The organism is Azospirillum brasilense (assembly GCF_003349955.1).
In the GTDB taxonomy this organism is placed as follows: Bacteria; Pseudomonadota; Alphaproteobacteria; order Azospirillales; family Azospirillaceae; genus Azospirillum; species Azospirillum brasilense_B.
Genome location: NZ_QLKQ01000003.1, coordinates 73,741 through 97,479 on the forward strand (window position 1 = coordinate 73,741; position 23,739 = coordinate 97,479).

The window sequence follows — 23,739 nt, forward strand, 5'->3', positions numbered from 1 at the left end:
GCGCCTCAGCGCGCCTCCTCCTTCTCCGTCTGCTGGTTGCCGCCGGCCGACGCCGCGGGGCCGGTGGTCAGGACCTCCGGCTGCGCGCCGGCGCGGTTGGTGCCCGGGGTGGTTCCGGCGCCGGCGGAAGCGCCCATTCCCGAACCGGTGGACAGAACCTCCGGCTGGGTCCCGGCGCCGACCAGGGTGAGAACCTGCGGCGCGGCGTAGGCGGCCAGAGCGTTCGGCGTAAGGCCGGCGCGGGTCACCGTGCCGGTGAACAGGCTGGCGACGCCGGGGGTGCTGGGAACCGGAACCACCACCACCACGGTGGCGGCGACCCGGCTGACCTGCTGCGTCGGACCCCAGGGGGTGTTGTTGATGAAGTACGGGGCGGCCCGCAGCGGGCTGTCGATCGCGCTGGCGGCCAACGCGTCCGTCTTGCCGGCCACGGTGCCGAACATCCGGGCGGACCCGGCCTTGGGGACGGTCAGGCTCAGCACGTCGATCTTCTGCAAGGCGGTCCCGGTCTCCTGTCCGATCAGCAGCGCCCCGCCATCGGACGCCATGGTCAGCATGGTGGCCTTGCCCTGGAGCCCCGCCATGGTGATGGGGCCGCCCGCCGCGATGGACGCATGGCCGTCCGGCAAGGACGCCACGGCACCCAGCGTGATCGGGCCGGTCTTGGCCGTAATGCTGGCGGGCAGAACAATGCCCGATCCACCGGATTGGGTAAAGCCTCCCTCCGTGACAACCGTGGCATCGCGACCAAAGGTCACCGTGCCGGCCCCATCCGTCGTGACCAGGGCCAGCGAGCCGGCGCTGTTCACCGCCGCGCCGAAGGTGAAGCCGGCGCCGGTCAGGCGGAGGCCGTCCGTCCCGGTCGCGGTCAGCGCCTTGGCGAAGCGGCTCTCGCCGCCCGCCGTCTGGGTCAGCGAGCGCACGGTCACCGCGCCGTCGTAGAAGACGCCGCCCGAGGTCCGGACTGTGACGTCGCCCATCAGGCCCGACGCGCCGATGTCGCCCGCCGCGCGGATGGACGCGCCGTTCAGCGACAGCGCGGAACGGTTGGCGCTGTCGACGGCCCCGCCGAACACGAGGTCGCCGCCGGTGCTGGTCAGCGCGCTGGCGCCGGCCACCGTCAGGGCTCCGCCGAAGCGCTGCGCCCCGGTGGTGGTGACGGACGCGCCGTCCAGGCGGGTGCCGCCGCTGACGGCGATCTGCCGCAGGGCGCCGGTTTCGCCGAAGACCCCGGCCAGGACGGCGTCACCGTCGACCGTCAGACCCTGCACCCCGGCGTTGGCGGCGCTGACGCCGTTCAGCAGGGAGACGGTTCCGCCCGTCAGGACGGTGTCGGCCCCCAGCGTCACCGCGCCGCCGAAGTTCTGCTCCGCCATGGTGGTCACCGCGCCGCCGTTCAGGGCGGCGGCGCCGGTCACCGACAGGCGGCTCAGCGCCTGCGTGCCGCCGACCGCGCCGTTGAGGACGGCGTCGCCGGCGATGGTCAGCCCCTGGCCGCCGCGTGTGGCGGCGTCCAGCCCGCCGGCCAGAACGATGGTGCGGCCGGTCAGTCGGGTGTCGGTCCCCAGCACCGCCCGTTCCCCGTAGGTCTGGGTCCCGGTGGTGTCGACGCTGCCGCCGTTCAGGGCCAGCGTGCCCGCCGCGTCGGTGACGACCGAGGCGGCGCGGACCGACTGTGCGAAGCGGGTCTGCCCGGCGCTGTTCACCGTCAGATCGCCCAGCCGCTCCGTCCCGCCGACCGTGCCGGCGAAGACGGCGTCGCCGGTGCCGCTGGTGACGGTCAGGGCCTGCCCGCCGTCCAGCGCCCCGGCGAAGGTGACGCCGGTGCCGGCCAGGACCGACGGGGAGCCGGCCAGACGGACCGCGCCGCCGTAGGTCTGCGCCCCGCTGGTGACCGCCGTGGCGCCGGTCAGCAGCGTCTCGCCGCCGACCGTCAGCGCGGCCAGCGCCTGCCGGGTGCCGAGGGTGCCGGAGAGCGCCGCGTTGCCGGCGATGGTCAGGCCTTGACGGCCCGCCTCCGCCGCGTCGATGCCGCCCGACAGCGCCACCTGGGTGCCGGTCAGGACCGTGTCGGCCCCCAGCATCACCGCGTCGGCGTAGCTCTGCGCACCGGTGGTGTCGACGCTGCCGCCGTTCAGGACGGTGATCCCGGTGGCGTCGGTCGCCAGCGAGGCCGCCTTGATCGTGTCGGCGATGGTGGTGATGCCGCCGCCGTTGATCGCCAGCGCCCCCAGACGGCTGCCGCCGCCGACGGCGCCGCCGAGCAGGATGTCGCCGCTGCCGCTGGTCAGCGTCAGCGCCTGCCCACCGTCGAGGGTCGAGAGGAGGAGGATCCCCTCGGTGCCGGTGATCCGGCTGTCGCCGCCCAGCGTCACCGCCTTCGCCGCCGTGAAGACCGTGCCGGCCTGATAGGCGCCGTCCAGGGTCACCGCGTTGTTGTAGGTCTGGGCACCGCTGGTCGTCACCGACCGCAGGCTGGTGGTGCCGTCGGCGTCGGTGGTCAGGCTGGCGAGCGCCGTCGTGTCGCCCACCGCCGCGTTGAACCGGGTGGCGCCGCCGCTGTTGACGGTCAGCGCCTGGGCGCCGTTCACCGTGCCGTTGAAGGTCACCGCGCCGCTGCCGGCGTTGATCGTGGTGGTCCCCGCCAGCGTCACCGGGCCGGCGACGGCGAAGGCGCCGTTGCCGGTGGCGTAGCTGCCCATCAGGCTGGTTTCCCCGCCGTAGCTCTGGTCACCCGCCGTGGTCACGTTGACGAGGCTGGTGTAGCCCGTGCCGGTGGTCAGGCTGGCGAGCGCCGTCGTGCCGCCCACCGCCGCGTTGAACACCATCGCCCCGGTCGAGGTCGCCGTCAGCGCCTGGGCGCCGTCCACCGTCCCATTGACCGTCCCGTTGAAAGTGATCGTGCCGTAGCCGGCATCCACCACCGTGGTCCCGGCCAGCGTCGTCGCGCCGTTGAAGGTGATCGCGCTGTCGGTCGAGTTGTAGGCGCCGTTGAGCGTGGTGGCGTCGTTGTAGGTCTGGGCGCCGCTGGTCGTCACCGACCGCAGGCTGGTGGTGCCGTCGGCGTCGGTGGTCAGGCTGGCGAGCGCCGTCGTGCCGCCCACCGCCGCATTGAACTGCGTGGCGCCGCTGCCGTTGACGACCAGCGCCTGGGCGCCGTTCACCGTGCCGTTGAAGGTCACCGCACCGCTGCCGGCGTTGACCGTGGCGGCCCCCGCCAGAGTCACCGGGCCTTCGACGGTGAAGGCGCCGTTGCCGGTGGCGTAGGTGCCCATCAGGCTGGTTTCGCCGCCGTAGCTCTGCGCGCCCGTCGTGGTCACGTTGACGAGGCTGGTGTAGCCCGTGCCGGTGGTCAGGCTGGCCAGAGCCGTCGTGCCGCCCACCGCCGCGTTGAACACCATCGCTCCGGTCGAGATCGCCGTCAGGTCCTGGGCGCCGTTAACCGTCCCGTTGAAGGTGATCGTGCCGTAGCCCGCGTCCACCAGCGTCGTCCCGGCCAGCGTCGTCTCACCGTTGAAGGTGATCGGGCTGTTGAGCGAGCTGTAGGCTCCGTTGAGCGTCGTGGCGGCGCCGTGGGTCTGTGCGCCGGTGGTGGTGACGCTCAGGAAGCTGGCCGTGGCGCCCGCGTTGGTGGTCAGGCTGGCCAGGGCCGTCGTGCCACCCACCGCCGCGTTGAAGGTCGTCGTCCCCGTCCCGGCGATGGTCAGCGCCTGGGCGCCGTTCACCGTGCCGTTGAAGGTCGCCGTCCCGGCGTTCACCGTCGTCGCCCCGCCCAGCGTCACCGCCGCGTTCGTGGTGAAGGTGCCGCCCGTGTAGGTGCCGTCCAGCGTCACCGCGTTGTTGTAGGTCTGGGCCCCCGTCGTCGTCACCGACTTCAGGTTGGTGCTGCCGCTGTCTGTGGTCAGGCTCGCCAGAGCCGTTGTGCCGCCCACCGCGCCGGTGAACGCCGTCGCACCCTTGTTGTTGACCGCCAGGGCGTAGGCGCCGTCCACCGTGCCGGCGAAGAGGACGCCCGCACCGCCATACACCGTGGTCGTCCCGGCCAGCGTCGCCGCACCGTTGACGGTGAAGGCGTTGCCGGCGCTGTAGAGGCCGTTGAGGGTGACCGCGTCGTTGTAGGTCTGGGCACCCGTGGTAACCACGTTGCGCAGGCTGCTGGTGCCGCCGGCGTCGGTGGTCAGGCTCGCCAGAGCCGTCGTGCCGCCCACCGTGCCGGTGAACTGCGTGGCGCCCTTGCTGTTGATGACCAGCGCCTGGGCTCCGTCCACCGTGCCGGCGAACAGAACCGACCCGCCGTTGACCGTGGTGTCGCCGGCCAGCGTCGCCGCACCGTTGGCGGTGAAGGTGCCGCCGCTGGTGTAGGTGCCGTTCAGGGTGACCGCGTCGTTGTAGGTCTGCGCCCCCGTGGTGGTGACGTTGCGCAGGCTGCTGGTGCCGCCGGCGTCGGTGGTCAGGCTCGCCAGAGCCGTCGTGCCGCCCACCGTGCCGGTGAACTGCGTGGCGCCCTTGCTGTTGATGACCAGCGCCTGGGCGCCGTCCACCGTGCCGGCGAACAGAACCGACCCGCCATTCACCGTCGTCGCACCGGCCAGCGTCGCCGCGCCGTTGGCGCTGAAGGCGCCGGTGGTGGTCGTGTAGGTGCCGTTCAGGGTGACCGCGTCGTTGTAGGTCTGCGCGCCCGTGGTGGTGACGTTGCGCAGGCTGCTGGTGCCGCCGGCATCCGTCGTCAGGCTGGCCAGGGCGGTCGTGCCGCCCACCGCGCCGGTGAAGGTCGTCGTGCTCTTGTTGTTGACCGCCAGCGCGTAGGCACCGTCCACCGCGCCGGCGAACAGAACCGCCGATCCGCCGTTGACCGTGGTGTCGCCGGCCAGCGTCGCCGCGCCGTTGGCGGTGAAGGCGCCGGTGGTGGTCGTGTAGGTGCCGTTCAGCGTCGTGGCGGCGTTGTGGGTCTGGGCGCCGGAGGTGGTGACGTTCAGGAAGCTGGCCGTGCCGCCCGCGGCGGTGGTCAGGCTCGCCAGGGCCGTCGTGCCGCCCACCGCCGCGTTGAACTGCGCCGTGCCCGTCCCGGCGACGGTCAGCGCCTGGGCGCCGTTCACCGTGCCGTTGAAGGTCGCCGTCCCGGCGTTCACCGTCGTCGCCCCGACCAGCGTCGCCGCCGCGTTGGCCGTGACCGTGCTGCCGGTGTAGGTGCCGTCCAGGGTCACCGCGTCGTTGTAGGTCTGCGCCCCCGTCGTCGTCACCGACTTCACGCTGCTGGTGCCGGCGGCGTCGGTGGTCAGGCTGGCCAGAGCCGTCGTGCCGCCCACCGCGCCGCTGAACGTCGTCGTGCTCTTGTTGTTGACCGCCAGCGCGTAGGCGCCGTCCACCGTGCCGGCGAACAGAACCGCCGACCCGCCGTTGACCGTGGTGTCGCCGGCCAGCGTCGCCGCACCGTTGGCGGTGAAGGTGCCGCCGCCGGTGTAGGTGCCGTTCAGGGTGACCGCGTCGTTGTAGGTCTGCGCGCCCGTGGTGGTGACGTTGCGCAGGCTGCTGGTGCCGGCGGCATCCGTCGTCAGGCTGGCCAGAGCCGTCGTACCGCCCACCGCACCGGTGAACTGGGTGGCGGCCTTGCTGTTGATGACCAGGGCCTGGGCGCCGTCCACCGTGCCGGCGAACAGAACCGACCCGCCGTTGACCGTCGTCGCCCCGGCCAGCGTGGTCGCCGCGTTGGCGGTGAAGGCGCCGCTGCCGGTGTTGTAGGTGCCGTCGAGCGTCACCGCGTCGTTGTAGGTCTGCGCGCCGGTGGTCGTCACCGATTTCACGCTGCTGGTGCCGGCGGCGTCGGTGGTCAGGCTGGCAAGCGCCGTCGTGCCGCCCACCGTGCCGTTGAACTGCGCCATGCCCTTGTTGTTGACCGCCAGGGCATAGGCGCCATCGACGGTGCTCATGAACACGACGCTCGACGTGCCGTCCACCGTCGTGTTGCCGGCCAGCGTCACCGCGCCGATGGCCGAGAAGACCGCGCCGGTGGTGTAGGTGCCGTCAAGCGTCACCATCCCGCTGTAGGTCTGGGCGCCGGTGGTCGTCACCGACTTCAGGCTGCTGGTGCCGCCGGCGTCGATGGTCAGGGTCGTCAGCGCCGTCGTGCCGCCCACCGTGCCGGTGAACTGGGTGGCGCCGCTGCTGGTGATCACGAGGGAGTTGGCCCCGTTCACCGTGCCGCTGAACAGCACGTTTCCGCTGCCCGCGTTCACCGTGGTGCCGCCCGCCAGCGTCGTCGCGCCGGTCACCGTGAAGGCGCCGTTTCCGGTGGCGTAGGCGCCCTGGAGGCTGGTCGCGCCGGTGTAGGTCTGCGCCCCCGTGGTCGTCACGGCGCGCAGGCCGATGGTGCCGGCCGTGACCGACAGGGAGGCCAGGTTGCTGGCCGCCCCGCCCAGAGTCACGCCGCCCTGCGCCGCGTTCAGGGTCGCCCCGTAGCCGCCGCCGGTCAGCGTGCCGGTCACCGACAGGTCGCCGCCGGTCGCGGTCACCGTGCGGTTGGCGCCCGACAGGGTCAGGTTCCCGGTGACGGTCACCGACTTGCCGGACAGCGCGCCGCCCAGCGTGGTGTTGCCGGTGTAGGTCTGCGCGCCCGTGCTGGTGACGTTGCCCAAGGCGATGCTGGTGCCCTGCACCGTCACGCTCGCCCGGGTGTCGTCCGGACCGGTGCTGGTCACCGCCTTGGTCAGGCTGACCGCGCCGCCGGTGGAGACCAGGGAGATGGAGCCGCTGCCCCCGGCGGTGATGCCGGTGGTGGCGTTGCCGTCGCTGATGGCGCCGCTGGCGGTGACGGCGATGTCCCCGTCGTTGGTGGAAAGGTTGCCCAGGGTGAAGCTGGTGCCGGCCAGATAAATTCCGCCCGTCCCGGTCACCGTCGCCGAGATGTTGGCGATGGAGCTGGTGAAGGCGGCGGAACTGGTCCCGATCCCGGTGTTGGAGGTCAGGTTCAGCGCGCCGCCGGTCAGGCTGGTGCCGTTGCCGGTCAGCAGGCTGCCGCCCGCCGCCGACAGGGTGATGGTGCCGGTCGGACCCGCGTTGATCGTGCCGACCGTCAGGTCGCCCGTCGTCGCGGTCAGGCTGACCGTGCCGACGCCGCTCACCGAGGTCGCGGTCATGCCGGTGCTGCTGGTGGCGGTGACGGTGCCGTTGGCGCCGAGGGTCGCCGCGGTCAGGGTGCCGGTGTTGTTGACGGTCAGGTTCTTGCCGGAGCCGGTCAGGCTGGCGTCGATGGTGCCGACCGTGGTGTTGAGGGTGGTGTTGCCGCCGCTGGAGCCGCTGGCGAAGGTCAGCGAGCCCGCGGTGATCGACAGCGAGCGCGGCGAACCGCCCGCGGCCACCACGTCGGTGGTGCCCTTCAGCGTCAGGGCGCCCGTGCCGAGGTTGATCGCCGCGGTCGGCAGCGTCAGCACCCCGCCGGACTGCAGCAGCAGGTTGCCGCTGGTCATCGACAGGCCGGCGCTGGCGTCCAGGTTGCCGGCCGTGCGGATGTAGGCGGACCCGCCCGTCCCCAGGGTGACGAGGTTGTTGCCCAGCGTCAGGGCGGCGCTGTTGATGTTGTCGACCGAGATGACCGGCGTGGAGCCGGTGGCGGTCAGGCCGGTCAGGCTGGCCACGTTCATCTTGATCGGCGTACCGGCGCCGGTGGCGGCGTCGGTGACCACGCCGATGCTGCCGTCGGTGGCGGTCAGGCTGGCCGAGTGGCCGGTCACATGGGTGCCGTTGCCGCTGCCCAGGATGGACCCGGCGGCGGTCAGCGCGACCGCGCCGCTGGTGGTGTTGGCCGACACCGACTGGACGGTCATCGTGCCGGCCGACGCGATGGTGACCGAGCCGCTGGAGGCGGTGGCCGAGGTGACGGTGACGCCGGCGGCGGTGTCGTCGGTTACGTAAACGCTGCCGGTGGCGCTCGCCAGGGTCAGGCTGCCGGTGGTGGTCTGGACGGACCGGCTGGAGGTGCCGACTCCCTTGCTGCCGGTCAGCGAGACCGAGCCGCCGACGATCCGCGTCTCGGCAAGGCCGTCGTCATACACCCAGCCCCCGGTGGTGCTGAGGGTGACCGCCCCGCTGCCGGCGTTGATGCTGCCGGCGACGATGTCGGCGTCCACGGCGGAGGAGGAGATGGTGATCGCCCCGCCACCGGTGCTGGCGCTGACCACCTGGAGGCGGTCGCCGGCCTGCACGTCGATCTTGCCGCCGGTCGTCGCGGCGTAGGCTAGCGCGGTGGCGCCGGTGGTGCTCAGATAGATGTCGCCCGACCCGCCGTTGGCCTGCACCTGGGCGCCGCCCACGCCGACGCGGGCCGAGGAGGTGCCGATGCCGGCCGTGGCGTTGAGCACCACGGTCTTGCCGGTGACCGCGGAACCGCCGTTGGCCGCAAGGATCTTGCCGCCGTTGCCGGTGGCGCTCAGCGTGACCGAGCCGTTGTTGGCACCCGCCGTCACCGTCCCGGCGGTGATCGAGCCGCCGGTCGAGGTCACGGCGATGCTGTTGCCGGCCGCGTCGGTGGCGATGGCGACGTTGGTCAGGGTGATGTTGCCGCTGCCCGTCACCACCACCGGACCGTTGTTGACCGCGGCCGTCAGCCCGCCGGTCAGGGACCCGGCGATGTCGAGGTAGACGCCGCCGGCGCCCGTGACGTTGGTGGTCAGCGCCCCGGTGCTGGACGTCGAGACCTTGAACGCCGCGTCCGCCGTGCCGATGCCGACCCCCGCCGTCAGCGTGGCGCTGCCGCTGCCGAGGCTCAGGCTGGAGCCGCCGTTGAGGATCCGGCCGGCCGTCGCCGTCAGGGTCAGCGCCTTGCTGCTGTCGTAGGAGAGGTTGGAGACGGTCAGGTCGCCGGTCGCCGCGATCACCGTCAGGGCGCCGCCGGTGGTGATCGAGCTGAGGTTCAGCCCCGCCGCGTTCTTCACGAACAGGCCGCCGGTGCCGCTGCTGGCGGTCAGGCTGGACACGTTCATGCCCAGCGCCGTGGCGCTGGTGCCGATGGAACTGCTGTTGGTCTGCTCGTTGGTCTTCTTCTGGGCGTCCAGCGTCAGGGAGCCGGCGGTGATGGTGGAGCTGTTGTTCACCGCCGTGATGCTGCCGGCGGTCGAGCTATTGCCCGTCGCCGTCAGGCTAACCGTGCTGGAGGCGCCTGTGTCCACCGTGCCGATGGCGATGGCCCCCGGCGCCTTGAAGGTGAAATCCAGGCCGGTGCTGTCGGTCAGCGTGGTGAAGGTGGTGACTCCGCCGCTGCCCGTGACGTTCCAGCTCAGGTTGGTCGCCGTCAGGCTCATCGTGCCGGAGGTGGCGGTTCCGGTGTAGGGCGTGCGGTCGATGGTCAGCTTGGCGAGGTCGAGCGTGTCGGCGACGGCGAAGGTGCCGGCCGTCTTGATCGTCAGATCGGTCGTCGCGACGTTGAGCGTGGAGCCCGTGGCGGCGATGCCACCCTTGATCGCGGACAGCTCGACGCTGCCGCCGGACACCAGATTGCCGTTGCTGGCGTCGATGCTGCCGTCGCTGCTGGTCAGCGACACCGCCCCGGTCGTGCTGATGGTGCCGGCGGTCAGCAGGCCGGCCCCGCTGGAGCCGGTGCTCAGCTTGATGGCGCCGCCGCCGGTGCTCACCACCGATTGGGCGATCAGGCCCCGGCTTTCGGACACGGCGATGCTGCCCGCGGCGCTCGCGGTCAGCGTGGTGCTGGTGGAATTGGCCTGTGTCGAGACGGCGCTGACGTTGCCGATGGAGCCGGTCGCCGTCAGGTTCACAATGTTGCTGCCGCTGATCGTGCCGCTGAGGATCGAGCCGCCCTGGTTGTTGATGTAGGCGTTTGCGCCGTTCATCGAGATGGAGCCGAGCGCGATGTCGCCGGTGGTGTTGTTCAGGGTCAACGCCCCGCCCATGACCATCTCGTCAACGTACGTCGAGCCGTGCAGGTTGATCACCGCGCCGTCGTTGGCCTTCACCGTCAGGTTGCCGGCGGTGACCGCGATGAACTCGCCCCCGGTCTTGCCCACCGCACCGGAGGAGGCGGTCAGGCTTGCGATGCCGGCGTTGATCTTCAGCGTGGAATGACCGATCCCCACGATCCCGGGCGCCGCGTTCAGGGTGAGCGTCCCGGTCTTGCCGACATCCAGCCCGCCGATGGCCAACTTGCGATGGCTGTCGAAGGAGAAGCGCACGCCGTCGGCGTCGTTCAGCGAGACCAGCACCGCCTGCGTGCTGCTCTCCACGCCGCTGAGCGCGACGGCCGCACCCGCCCGGTTGACCGAGGTCAGGCTGTAGGTGCGGTCGTTGATGGTCGACAAGGCGCTCTTGATCTTCAGCGTGCCGATGCGGGTGTCGGATTCGACGTAGAGATCGCCCTTCACGTTGAAGGTCGCCGACGAGGCCGAGAGATGGATCTTGTTGGTGGAGGAGCCGATGCCGCCGCCGCTGCTCAGGGTCGCGGTGCCGGCGGTGATGCGGTTGGCCGGGTTGCCCGCGGTCGCCGAGGCGGCGCCCGTGATGGCGGTTGCGCTGGTCAGATCGACGGTGCCCCAGTTCTGCACGTTGAGCGTGCCGATGGACAGAGCGTGCTGGGTGTCCAGCGTGAAGGCGAGACCGGTGGTATCGGTCAGTTCGCTCAGCGTCGTGGTGGTGCCGTCGTCCGTCATGGTGAAGACGAGCTGCGGCGCGGTGATCTGGTAGGTGCCCGCACCGGTGGTCCGCGAGCTGGTCAGCGACAGCGCGGTCAGGTCCCGGCCGTTGTCCACGAACGCGTCGGTCGCCGTGATCAGCGCCAGCGTGTCGGCCATCGTCGCGATGTGGTTGGCGGACGACCCCGCCTGACCGATGCCGCCGGTCGCGGTGAGGGCCACCGTGCCGGCCGTCACCATCGAGCTGCCGTTGCTGAGGATGTCCTTGCCGGTGCCGGTGGTCTCGATGGCCACCTTGCGGGACAGGCCGCCGTTGATCGTCCCCAGGGCGACGCTGTTGTCGCTCTTGAACGAGAAGTCGAGGCCGCTCGCGTCCACGACGTTGCCGAGCGTGTACTGGCTGCCGGTGTTGGTGTCGGTCAGCGCGAAGGTCAGCGCCTCCGAGCGGATGTCATAGACATTCTGCGTGCCGGTGGACGCGTGCCGGACGTCCAGGCTGAGGGCGTGCAGGTCGGCGCTGTTCGTCAGGTAGACGTTGCGACCGGCGGTCACCTCCAGGGTCCGCGTCTCGGTCAGCAGCGGTGTGCCGGACGCCCCGATGGAGCCCCCTTCGACCGTCAGCGTCACCTTGTCCGCGCGCAGCGGCTTGGTTCCGGATTGCAGCAGCGACCCGCTGTTGGTCACCTTGATGTCCGCCGAGGAGCCGGCCTTCACATCCTTCAGCGTCAGGGTGCCGGAGTTGCTGAGCTTCAGCGATCCCGTCAGGTTGGCCGACAGGGTGCCGATCTGGGTGGTGAAGTAGGAACCGCTGCTGGTGTGTTCGACGCTGGTCGCCTTCAGCGTCAGGCTGCCCGCGGTGACGGTCGTGCCGCTGCCGTTCGTGGCGCTGATGGAGGACGTGCCGGAATTGGCGGTCAGGTCGACGGTGCCGGTGCTTCCGACATCGATCTTGGCGACCCGCAGGGCCTTGTCGTTGCTGACGGTCAGCTTCAACCCGCTCTGGGTGATGTTGGTCACCGTCAGGCCTTCCTGCAACGAGGAGTCGCTGAAAGTGGCGGTCAGGCCGGTCGAGCTGATGGAGTAGGTGTTGGCGCCCCCGCCGGACTTGTTGTGCCGGAAGTCCAGCGTCAGATCGGTCAGGGTGGTGTTGTTGCTGACCGTCACGTTGCCGCCCGACGCGATGGACAGCTTCTGCGTGCTGGTCTGCACCTGGTTGGTGCCGCCGATGTTGCCGTTGCTGCCAGTTGCGGTCAGGGAGACCGAGCCCGCCGTGATCGTGCCCGACCCGTTGATCGACGGCCCGCCGGAGGCGCTCGTGGCCGTCCCGGTGGAGATCAGCGCCACCGACCCGGTGGAGCTGGTGCCGGCGTCGATGGTGCCGGCCACGATGCCGCGATCCACGCTGTAACGCAGATCCATGTAAGCGTTGCCGCCGCTGCTCGGCGTGGTCAGGGCCAGCGTGTGGATGCCGTTGGCTTCCGTCACCGTGAAGCTGCGGTTGGAACCGAGGGCGTTGAACTGGTAGGTCCCGGTGCCGGTGGACGACTTATGCGTGACGGTGACGTCCAGCGCGGTCAGTGCGGTGTTGCTGTTGTTGATGTAAATGTCGCCGTTGCTCACCACGGTCAGCGACGCGGCGGCCAGCTTCATGGCACGGTCGCTGGCGCCGATGGAACCGCCGTTGGTGCCCGTGCCATTGGCCGACAGGGTGACGGAGGACGCCAGGATGCTGCTGCCGCTGCGCCACATGGAGATCGTCGAGTTTGCCCCGCCGCCCGCCGTGGTCAGGCTGACCGAGCCGCCAGCGGCGGCGATTTCATCAACGGTGATGTTCTTCTTGCCGGAGAAGCTGAAGCTGCTGTTGGCCGCGCCCGTGATGTCGATTTTGTGCGTGGTGCCCTCGTCGGTCAGCGCATAGGCCTGGGCGCCGGTGCCGGTGATCGAGAAGAGGCTGGCGGTGTCGGTGCCGGTGGTGGTGTTCGTGCTGGCGATCGCCAGTTTGGAGAAGGCGCGGCCGTTGTTGTCGACGTAGAGGTTGCGCCCGGCGGTCAGCGACAGGTCGCCGGTGTCGAGGCTGATGGCCCCGCTGCCCGAACGGCCGACGGAGCTGGTCGTCCCCGCCTCCAGCGATACCTTGCCCGCCGTGATCTTGCCGCCGTTGCCGGTGTTGGTGATGTCGCCGGACGAGACGATGGCGACGCTGCCGCCCGTTCCAACGTCAACGGTGCCGACCGTGATCGCGCGCGACGAATTGAAGGCGAAGTTCAGCGCCGTGCTGCTGGTGACGGTCTGGATCGTGGACAGCGACCCGCTGTCCGACAGGGTGAAGACCTGTCCGTTGACCGTGGTGATCCCGATGGTGCCGCCGGAGTAGGAGCCGCGCGTCAGGGTGAGATCGGTCAGCGCCGTCGTGTTGGTGACGCCGATGGACCCGCCCGTCGCGATCGACAGGTTCGCCGTCGCCAGATTCAGCGCGCTGGTGCTGCCGACACCTCCGTTGGCGCTCAGGATGACCTTGCCGGCGGCGATGAGCGTCGCGCTGTTGGAATCGTCCTGGATGCTGCCGCTGGTGTTCGTCAGCGTGACCGTTCCGGCGCCGCTGTTGGCGTTGACCGACCCGACGGTCATCACGCCGTTGGACTTCGTGACGGTGATGTCGCCGCCGGCCGTCAGGCTGTCCAGGCTCGTCGCGCCGGTGCCCAGGCCGAGCCAGATCGACCCGCCGGCGTTGGCGACGACCGTGCCGGCCTGCGCGTTCACCGCCTTGTCCGCCGAACCGATGTCCTTCCCGGCGGTGAGGGTCACCGTTCCGGTGTCGCTGGCGCGCAGGCCGCCGCTGTTCGGGTTCAGGATCGACCCGTGGGTCGCCGTCACCGTGATGTCGCTGCTGGCGCTGGACGAGAAGCTGGAACCGAAGGCGATGTCGCCCCAGGTCGCCGTCACCACGATGGGGTTGTTGGCGGCGCTGAAGAAGCGGCTGCCCAGCGTGATGAGATTGGACTGGTTGCTGACACCCGTCGAGGTCGGCAGGGTGACGTAAATGCCGCCGTCCGACGCCCGGGCGTTCAGGACGGGGGTGACCACGTCCAGATACTCGGTGCCCGTGGCGCTGCCGATGGCCTTGCTGGCAACCAGATTGACCGAGCCGGCCAGCACCACCGTGGTCTTCGACCCGTCGTCCAGGATGGAGCCGTTCGTCGTCTCGGCGTTGAAGATGCTGTAGATCTCGCTGGGCGACGGCGTGCCGTTGTCGGGCAGGACGCCGTTCTTGGACGTCAGATCAACCCGGCCCAGCCGGATGTCGCGGTCACCCTTGAAGGTGAAGATCTGGCCGGTGGTGTCGACCAGCGTGCGCAGCAGATAGCCGTTGGTGGCGTCGTCGGTCAGGTCGAAAACGAAGTTCGGCGCGGTGATCGTGTAGCCGTTCACCACCGTCGTGTCGGCATGGGTGCTGGTGATGCTCAGCTCCGCCATGTCGGACAGGTTGGTGATGTGCAGGTCGCCGCCGGTGGTCAGCGTCAGCTTCGTGGCGTTGAGCGCCAGCGGAGCGGAGACGTCGCCCAGGCTGCCCGACGCGGCGCTCAACGTCACGGTGTCGGCGTTGATCCGCGTGTTCAGGCTGCCGTCGTCGCGGATGCTGCCGGTGGTCGAGGTCAGCGTGACTTTGCCGCCCACCCCGACCGTGGCCAGATCGCCGACGATCAGGTCGATGTCGCTGTTGAAGCTGAGGGTGGACAGCTTCGGGCTGCCGACCGCCTCCAGGATGGTCGCGGTGCCGTTGTCGCCGACCACGAAGTTGAAGTATTCGGAGGTCAGTTCCAGCGCGTTGGCGGCCCCGCCGACATGGCGGTTGGTGATCGACAGGCCGGTCAGGATCACGCCGCTGTTGTCGAGATACAGATCCCCGACGTTGGTCAGCGTCAGCGACCCCGTCGAGGTGCGCAGATGGGTGGCGACGCTGCCGATGGCGCCGTCCGTGCTCAGGCTGATGATGCCGGCGGACAGCTGGTTGCTGGCGTCCTTGCCCAGGATCGCGCCGCCGGTCGCCGTCACGGCGATCCCGCCGGAGTTCGACGCCTTGATCGTTCCCAGAGTGGCAGCGCCGCCGGTGACGGTGAGCGAGACCGACGTGCCGGTGGAGGTGATGTCGTCCACCGTCACGGCGCCGGTCTGCATGACCGTGACGTTGCCCGCGTTGTTGGTGACCGTCAGCCGCTTCGCCGCGGTGTTCACCATAACGGTGGAGGTGTTGCCCCCGGCGGTGAGGGTGACGTTGTCGCCGGTGATCGTGCCGGACAGGGCGGAGATGCTGCCGTTGGCGGTCGTGAGCGTGACGTTGCCGTTGGCCCCGGCATTGACCGTGGTCGCGGTGATGTCCGACACCGCGCCGTTCGCCGTGACGGCGATGTTGCTGGTTCCGTTGGCGCTGGTGATCGTCCCGATGGTGGCGGTGCCGCCGGTGGTGATGGCGACGTCGCCGTTGGTCGAGACGATGGAGCCCAGCACCGCCGAACCCGACGTCGTCAGGAAGACGCCGCCCGCGCCGGAGGTGGCGTCGATGTTGTAGGAGCTGGCGGTCAGGGCCGTGCCGCTGGTGCCGACGCTGCCGGCGGCGTTCAGGACCAGGCTGTAGGAGCTGATGGTGGTCGAGGTGTCGGCATCGTTCAGGATGCTGCCGCCGCTGCTGGTCAGGTTCAGCATGTTGCTGCCGACGGACACCGCGCCGACCGTCAGGTCGCCGGAGGCGGTCACGAAGGTGCCGCCGCCGGTGGTCACGCTGGTCAGCGCCAGTGCCCTGGCGTTCGACAGATGCAGGCCGCCGCTGCCGGCCGTGGCGGTCAGGCTGGCGCCGGCGGTGTTCAGCGCCTGCACCGCCGACCCGATGGCGCCGTTGCTGCCCGACGAACCTTTGGCGGTCAGAGTCAGGGCGCCGCCGGTCAGCAGGCTCGCGCCCGTGCCGGTGATGTTGCCGGCGGTGCTGGTCAGCGCGACGGCCCCCGTCCCGGCGCTGACCGTGCCGACCTGGATGTTGCGGTCGCTGGTGAAGGCGAGGCTGTTCAGGCCACCGACCTGGCTGATCGTGTCGAGCGCGGTGCCGCCGGACGAATCGGTGACGGCGAAGGTCAGGCCGGTGGAGGCGACGGAAAGCTGGCTGTCGGCGCCGACCGTCCGGTGCGTGCTGGTGACCGAGAGGTCGGTCAGCGTCCGGTCGTTGGCGACGAAAAGGTTGCCACCGGTGACCAGGGAGAGTTGGGCGCTGCTGGTCGACACCGCGGCGCCGCTGGCGCCGATGTCGCCGCCGGCGGTCAGGGTGACCGGACCGCCGACGATCCGGCCGGCGGCCAGCGACGTCAGGGAACCGCTCTCGGCCTTGACGGAGACCGTCCCGGCGCTGCCCGAGGCCGGCGTGGTGTCGATCAGGTTGGCGAGTTGGACGTTGCTGGTGGCCGTCAACCGCACCGCGCCGCCACGGGTCGTCAGCTTGCCGATGTTGGTCAGGCTGCTGGCCATGCCGTTGGCCTCCAGCACGATGTCGCCGCCGTTGGTGCGGATCTCGTAGCTGGCGTCGGTGAAGGCGATGCCGCTGCTGGTCAGCGACCGCAGGGTGAAGCTGTGGCCCGTCGTGGTCTGAAGATCGAGGCTGGTCTCCACCGTGATGAGGCCCGACGCCTCCAGCACGATGTTCGCGTTGCCGGCGATGCTCTCCAGCACCTGCTTCGACACCGTGTTGACGGCGTCGCCGCTGCCCAGGTTGGGGTCGTTGACGCCGATCGTGCCGTCCGCCGCGGCGCCGTCTTGGCTGCCCCCGGCGGAGCTGACGATGCGCAGGCTTTCCGGGTCGAGCAGGAAGGTGCCCGCCGCGCCCTTGGGTGCGGTCAGGTCGACGCTGCCGGTCAGCGTGATGTCCTTGTGGCTGGACACCTCGGCGAAGCCGCCGTCGCCGCCCTCCGCACCGCCGCGGGCGGAGATTTTACCGGCGTGCTTTGTGCTTTTCTGCGACAGCACCGTCACGCTGCCGCCCTTGCCGGACGTCACGGCGTCGGCGGACAGGGTGGCCCCGGCCTCGACCGTCACCTTGTCCGACCAGGTGCCGGAGCGGCCCGTCTGACTGCCGATGGCGACCTCGCCGCCGCCCTTGCTGCCGGAGGCGTCGACGCGGGTGTTCTTCTTGACGACGATCTCGGCGCCGGTGGCGACGACGGTGCCGCCGGTCTGCCCCGCCCCGCGCCCGCTGGCGTCGACGGTGCCGCCGATGGTGACCTTGCCGTTGTCGCCGCCGGACAGGACGATCTTGCCGTTGGCGCTGCCGACCGAGGTGGCCTTGATGACGCCGTTGGTGTTGATGACGTTGTCGATCACGCCCTTCACGGCGCGCGCCGACAGGGTGACGCTGCCGCCCTCGGCGGCGATCTCGCCGGAATTGACGACCAGCGCCGCGACCGGCTTGCCGTCCGCGTCCTTCGCCACCGTCTTCACGGCGGAGCTGGCGTCGAAGCTGATCAGCCCGTCGCCGTGGAAGTCGAGCGTAAAGGTCTCCGCACCGCCCAGCGCGACCTTGCCCAGCTTCGCGCGGATCACGCCGGAGTTGCGGACGTGCGGGGCCACCAGGGCGGCCAGACCGCTGTCCTTGACGGTGATGTCGCCCTCGTTCACCACCATGGCGTTCGGCTTGGCGGACGCCTGGTCGAACTGGTACTTGCCCGCCATGAAGTTGGCGTCGGAGATGTTGGCGGTGGTCGCCACCAGCCCGCCGACGTCCACCTTCGCCCCGGCGCCGATCACCACGCCGTTGGGGTTGACCAGCATGACCGTGCCGTTGGCCGACAGGCTGCCCATGATCTTGGACGGGTCGGCGCCGGTGACCCGGTTCAGCGTGACGCTGGACGCCGACGGCTGCTGGAAGGTGACCTTCTCACCGGCGTCGATGCTGAAGGACTTCCAGTTGATGATGGCCTTGTCGGTGGACTGCAGGATCTCCATCGACTTCGGGGTCGACGACTGGATGGTCGCAGCACCCGCGGTGACGGTGCCTTCCAGCGGGTTGGCGTAGGCCGCACCCGCGAAGAGGGTGGACAGCGCCACGCCGATCACGCTGCGCAGCGCCAGCCGCGCGAAGTCGATGCCCCCCTTGGCCTTCGCCGCGCGGCGCTGGCGCCGGGTGCCGCTTCCCCTCTGGGGCGCCTCCGTCGCGGACGACAGCAGCAGCCGCTGGCGCAGCGTCTGGCGGTGGCGGCGCGCGCCGGGAATCTCGGTGATGCCGGGAGTGGTGGTGACGTTGCCCTTGCCCATGTCCTGTTTCCCCCGGCCCTATCAGTATTGCGCAGTGATGTTGAAGAAGACCCGCATGTCCTTGTCGCCCTCGGTCGCGACGCGGCGGGTCAGCGGCTTGTCGATCTCAAGCGTCGCGAACAGCCGTTCCACGAGGCTGGCGCGCACGCCGCCGCCCACGGAGACCAGCGAGTTCCGGCTGTTCTGCTCCAGGCTGGAGCGGTTCCACACCTCGCCGCCGTCGACGAAGCCGTAGAGCTGGACGGCCTGCGCGAAGCTGTTGTCCGGCAGCACCGGCGTGTAGCGCAGCTCCAGCGACCCGGCCCAGCCGTTGTCGCCGGAGATCTCGCCCTCGTCGAAGGCGCGTCCGTAGCTTGGGCCGCCCAGGGCGATCTGCTCGCTGGCCAGCAGCGGCGTGCCCGCGGCCTGCATGGTGGCCGTCGCCAGGATGCTGAAGTGGGCCGGCAACTGCTGCACGCGGGTGATGTCGGCGGTGAACTTGGTGAAGTCGCTGCGCCCGCGCTCGCGCGACGCGTAGGCCGAGCCGAGCTTCGTCGCGTCGAGCATGTCCAGACCCTGGTGCACGAGGCCGCGCACCGCGGTGATGCCGTCCCAGTTGTCGGTCCGGTCATAGCTGAAGCCGCCGCGCAGGATGCGCAGGCGGTCGCGGTTGAAGCGGTCACCGGAAATGTCGGTGTTCACGTCGCGGTATTCGAACTCGCCCACGGCGCGGAGGTTCTCCAGGCGCGAGCGGATCACCGGATAGCTGAGCGTGCCCACGCCCGCGGCCACCCAGCTTTCCACGTCGAGCGGGTCCAGCGTCAGGCCGGGGCGCGACTTGGAGTAGGAGCCGGTGGCCGAGAAGGTCAGCCCGTCGCCGGTCACCAGCGCCTGATAGCCGGCGCCGACCGACCAGGCCCGCGATGCCGGCGAGGACACGCGCCCGCTGATGTTCACCGTGTCGGCGTTCGGCCCGAAGGAGTTCAACGCCGCCGTCGCGGTCGTCTGGGCGGTGCCGAGATAGGGGGTGTTGCGGTTGCCGAACGACACCAGGGCGTCCACCGCCTTGCGGTCCGTCTTCACCACCACCACCGAGGCGCCAAGCGTGTCCGGCGCCGGCTCCAGGCTGGCGCGCACGGTCAGGCCGGCGAGGTCGTTCGCCAGGAGAAGGCGGCGCTCGACCTCGGCGACGTTGATCGGCTTGACGCCGCGCAGCGGCTCCACCAGCCGCTTCACCGCGGACAGCGCCGGACCGATGTCGTCGGGATAGGTGATGTCGGAGACGAAGCCTTCAACCACCTGGAGGCGGAAGGTGCCGTCCTCGATCGTCTGGGCGGGGACGATGACCCGGCTGGTGATGAAGCCGTCGTTGCGGTAGCGGAACTCGATGTCGTTGGCGATCTTGAACAGGTCCGCCACCGAGACCTCACGGCCCAGCATGTCCTGGTAGGCGGCCTTGAGGCTGTCCTGGCTGTAGGCGGTGGCGCCCTCGATGGTGACATCCCGCAACGTCAGGCGGTAGTTCTCGGCCCCCGCCGGGGCCTCCGCTGCGGGCGCCTTCGGCACCGTCACCGCCCCGCCGGACACGGAGGGCAGCGGCATCACCGGACGCGGCGCCTCCGGACGCGGTTCCGCGCCCGAGGGGAGTTGGGCCGGCAGCTGTTGCGCGAGTGCAGGAACCGCCACACCCGCAAGAATGGCGCCGGCCGCGAGACAAGTCCACCGTGACGCCTTTCTCTTTTCCACATCTTCTTTAGGGACGGGGATGGAGGAGGCGGCTTTGGCGGACGAATTCATGGGACCGATACCTTCGCGCGATGGTCGTTGCTAACCTTTGATTAACGAAGACCCCGTCGGATCTCCATCTGAGGTAGCTATTTCTATCTTACGATTTCGGGGTGGGTGCTAGTCCTAGTTTGTCGGAATTTGTAACATTCGCATCCTTTCATGACCAATGAGGGGACTTTGGGCCGCCTTCGATGCCGCATGGACACGGACTTTTCGCGCGAAGCTGCGCCTTGAGGCGCATCGCAGACCGGTCTGCCGTGGGCTGCACGAAAGGCGGGAAGAAGCGCAGCTTTTGAAAAGCAGGGTATGGACTGGCGGAGCGTCACGGCAATCGCCCCGGCGCTCTCCACATCCTTGGATTGCTCTTTGCGCAGGAAGAAGGCTTGCGGCGGACGACCGCCGCGCCGCCCTCAGGCGGCCGTCGCCAGATCGGGAGCGAGGCGGCGCGCGTCGGCGATCAGCGCCGCGGTCAGGGGCGGCTGCGGGTCGCGCCGGGACACCACGAGACCGATCAGGGTCGACAATTCCGGGGCCACGATGGGAATGGCGCGGATGGTCGGGGGAAGCAGAAGCGAGTCCGCCATGATCCGCGGCATGATCGTCGACCACATGCCGGTGCGGAGGTGGTTGGTCAGCACGACGATGGAGTTGGATTCGAGCATCGGTTCGGCGTGCACCCCCGCTTCGGCGAAGGCGCGGTCGATGATCCGCCGGTTCTGCATGGTGGTGTTCAGCAGGCAGAGCGGCACGGTCGCCGCCTCTTCCCAGGTGACGCTGTCACGCGCGCCGAGCGGGCCGCCGACCGCCGTGATGAGGTGGTAGCGCTCATGGTAGAGCGGCACCTCGTCCACATTGCCGAGCGGCTCGTTGTCGAGATAGGTGATCCCGGCCTCGGCCTCCAGATTCTCCAGCTTGGACAGGATCTCGGTGGAGCTGTGGGAGGCGATGGTGATCTTGATGCCGGGATGCAGCGACCAGACGGTGGCGGTCAGCCGCTGGACCATCGGCAGCGCCGTCGGCACCACCACCAGCCGCAGCGTGCCGGTCAGTCCCCGCTTCATCGTCTCGACATCGGCGCGCATCGCCTTGTAGTCGCCGACGATGCGCCGCGCCCAGTCCAGCACCCGCTCCCCTTCGGCGGTGAAGCCGATGAAGCGGGCGCCGCGATCGACCAGCGGCACCCCCAGGGTCGTTTCCAACTGCTTGATCGCCGCGGACAGATTCGGCTGCGACACCCCGCAGACCTGCGCCGCACGGCCGAAATGCTTCTCCGTGGCCAGCGCGATCAGAAATTCCAGCTTTTCCTGCATGCCGGGGTTCCTCTCACCACGTCCTGCGCAGCGCACAACCGGTGACCGCCGTGGGGCGCATCGCGCGTGGGACGTTATCGTTCACAACCCGGGCACGATCATTGATCCGAGTCAGCCGTTGCCGTCGCGGCGCCGCCTGCCGCAGCGGCAAAGGGACGCATCGTTGGCGCACGTATCGTCTTTCAGGGCCGTCCACCCTCAAGACACCTCCATCTCGACGAGCCGGAACGCCTCACCCGGCGGCCGGTCGATCCGCAGATCGGCGCCCTCCAGGAAGGTGTCGCGGCTGAGCAGGTCGAAGGCGTGGCGCAGGGCGTCGGGCTGCACCCGGCTTTGCCGACCGACCGACAGGCTGACGCGGACCACCCGGCCGAAGGGCGTGGCCTCCCGCGCCTTCATCGCCTGTTCGAGCAGGGATTGGCAAAGGGCGATCTCATGCATGGGCTGGCTCCCGTAAAAGCCGGGGAACACCCCGCCCGTCCCCGAAGGGAAAGGCGGGGCGATCGGTCCCCCACGGTCAGGCGTAGGCCGGGGCCTTCTTCGTCGCACGGGCCACCGCGTTGCTGAGGCCGCCCTTCAGCTTCGCGTATTCCTGCTGGACGTGGTTCTCGGCCCAGACCTGATCGGCGATGGCCTCCACCCGGACGGCGGCGTATTTGTACTCCGGCGTCTTGGCGATGGGATCGACGGCGTGGATGGTCAGCTCGTTGCAGGCGCCGATCCACCACTGGTAGGTCATGTAGACGGCCCCCTTGTTGGTGCGGTCGGTGACGCTGGCCCGGCTGATCACCTTGCCGCGGCGCGACGACACCCAGACCAGCTCCTGGTCGCGGATGCCGAGCGCCTTTGCGTCCTTCGGGTTGATGGTGACGTAGCCCGGCTCGTCGGCCAGCGTCTGCAGGGCGGCGCAGTTGCCGGTCATCGAGCGGCAGGAGTAATGGCCGACCTCGCGCACCGTGCAGAGGATCAGCGGGAACTCCTCGGTCAGCTGGTCCCGCGGCGGACGCCACTCGGTGGCGAAGAGCAGGCCCTTGCCGCCCGGCCGCTGGAAGACGTTGCCCTCGTAGAGATACTTGGAACCGGCCGAGTCGAGGTCGCGGCACGGCCACGGCACGGCGCCCAGCCCCTCCATCTTCTCGTAGGTCACGCCGTAGAAGATCGGGCACAGCTCGCGCAGCTCGTCCCAGATCTGCTTGGTGTTGTCGTAGTGCATGGGATAGCCCATCGCCGTGGCGAGCAGGCTGATGATCTCCCAGTCATGCTTGACGTCGCCCTTGGCGTCCACCGCCTTGGTGAAGCGCTGGAAGCTGCGGTCGGCGGCGCTGAACACGCCCTCATGCTCGCCCCAGGAGGTCGCCGGCAGGATCAGGTCGGCGAACATCGCCGTCTTCGTCATGAAGATGTCCTGGACGATGACGAACTCCATCGCCTCGAAGCCCTTGCGCACCAGCGCTAGGTCCGGCTCCGTCTGGGCCGGGTCCTCGCCCATCACGTACATGGCCTTCAGCTTGCCGGTCTCCGCCAGATGCGGGACGTCGGTCAGGCGGAAGCCGATCTGGTCGGGCAGCGACTCGACGCCCCAGGCCTTGGCGAACTTCGCCCGCACCTCCGGGTCGGTGACCTTCTGGTAGCCGGGGAATTCGGTCGGCAGCACACCCATGTCGCAGCTGCCCTGCACGTTGTTCTGGCCGCGCACCGGGCCGACGCCGACGTTCGGCCGGCCGAGGTTGCCGGTCAGCAGAGCCAGACCCGACAGCCCCTTCACCACATCGACGCCCTGGCCCCACTGGGTGACGCCCATGCCCCACAGGATGGTGGCGGAGGGGGCGGCGGCGTAGATGCGCATCGCCTCGCGGATGTCCTCGGCCGGCAGGCCGGTGATCGCCTCGGCGTATTCGGGGGTGTATTTGTCGACGATCGCCTTGTACTCGTCGAAGCCCTCGGTGTGGTTGGCGACATACTCCTTGTCGTAGAGCCCCTCGTTGATCAGGACGTTGGCGAAGGCGTTGACCAGCGCCATGTTGGAACCGTTGTTCAGCGGCAGCCACAGATCGGCCAGACGCGCCGTCTCGATCTTGCGCGGGTCGCAGACGATGATCTTGGCGCCACGCTCCTTGGCCTTGATGATGCGCTTGGCGATCACCGGATGGCTGTCGGCGACGTTGTAGCCGAAGACCAGGACGCATTTGGTGTGCTCGATCTCGGGGATCGAGTTGCTCATGGCGCCGTTGCCCAGCGTCACCTGCAACCCGGCGACCGACGGGCCGTGGCAGACGCGCGCGCAGTTGTCGACGTTGTTGGTGCCGAGGACCGCGCGGGTGAATTTCTGCATCACATAGTTGGTCTCGTTGCCGGTGCCGCGCGACGAGCCGGTGGTCATGATCGAGTCGGGGCCGTATTTGGCCTTGATCGCGCTGAGCTTCGTCGCGGCGTATTGGATCGCCTCGTCCCACGACACCGCCTCGAAGGCCGCGTCGCGGCTGCGGCGCAGCATCGGGTTGCGCAGGCGCGGCGTCAGGATCTTGGTGTCGTTGATGAAGTCGTAGCCGAAATAGCCCTTGAGACAGAGTTCTCCTTCGTTGGTGACGCCGTTGAGGGGTTCGGCACCGACGACCTTCCCGCCCTCGACCAGCAGATTCAGTTTGCAGCCCGTACCGCAGTAGGGGCAGACCGCCATATGCTTTTCCATCTCGACCTCGGTGTTCGCTCGATTGTGCCGGCTGTGATCCGGCCGCGGT

Annotated in this window: 5 protein-coding genes; all 5 read right to left on the reverse strand. The window is 69.6% G+C overall.

From position 1 onward, the window contains the following. Positions 1-5: 5 nt before the first annotated feature. The 5 genes from DXK32_RS02345 to fdhF all read right to left on the reverse strand — a co-directional run bounded on the left by DXK32_RS02345 (position 6) and on the right by fdhF (position 23,690). Complete coding sequence (locus tag DXK32_RS02345) at positions 6-17,924, reverse strand: filamentous hemagglutinin N-terminal domain-containing protein (RefSeq protein WP_114857042.1); 17,919 nt, start codon at positions 17,922-17,924, stop codon at positions 6-8. 21 nt (positions 17,925-17,945) lie between these two features. Continuing rightward, complete coding sequence (locus DXK32_RS02350) at positions 17,946-19,505, reverse strand: ShlB/FhaC/HecB family hemolysin secretion/activation protein (protein WP_247876934.1); 1,560 nt, start codon at positions 19,503-19,505, stop codon at positions 17,946-17,948. A 596-nt stretch (positions 19,506-20,101) separates the two neighbouring features. Then, positions 20,102-21,001: a LysR family transcriptional regulator gene (locus DXK32_RS02355; RefSeq protein ID WP_114857044.1), complete on the reverse strand. Its 900-nt coding sequence runs from the start codon at positions 20,999-21,001 to the stop codon at positions 20,102-20,104. A 198-nt stretch (positions 21,002-21,199) separates the two neighbouring features. After that, positions 21,200-21,442, reverse strand: a complete 243-nt coding sequence (locus DXK32_RS02360) for a hydrogenase maturation nickel metallochaperone HypA (RefSeq protein WP_114857045.1) — start codon at positions 21,440-21,442, stop codon at positions 21,200-21,202. A gap of 76 nt (positions 21,443-21,518) precedes the next feature. After that, the gene (fdhF, locus tag DXK32_RS02365) at positions 21,519-23,690 is read right to left on the reverse strand and encodes a formate dehydrogenase subunit alpha (RefSeq protein ID WP_114857046.1); all 2,172 of its coding nucleotides are present in this window, start codon (positions 23,688-23,690) and stop codon (positions 21,519-21,521) included. Positions 23,691-23,739 lie beyond the last annotated feature (49 nt).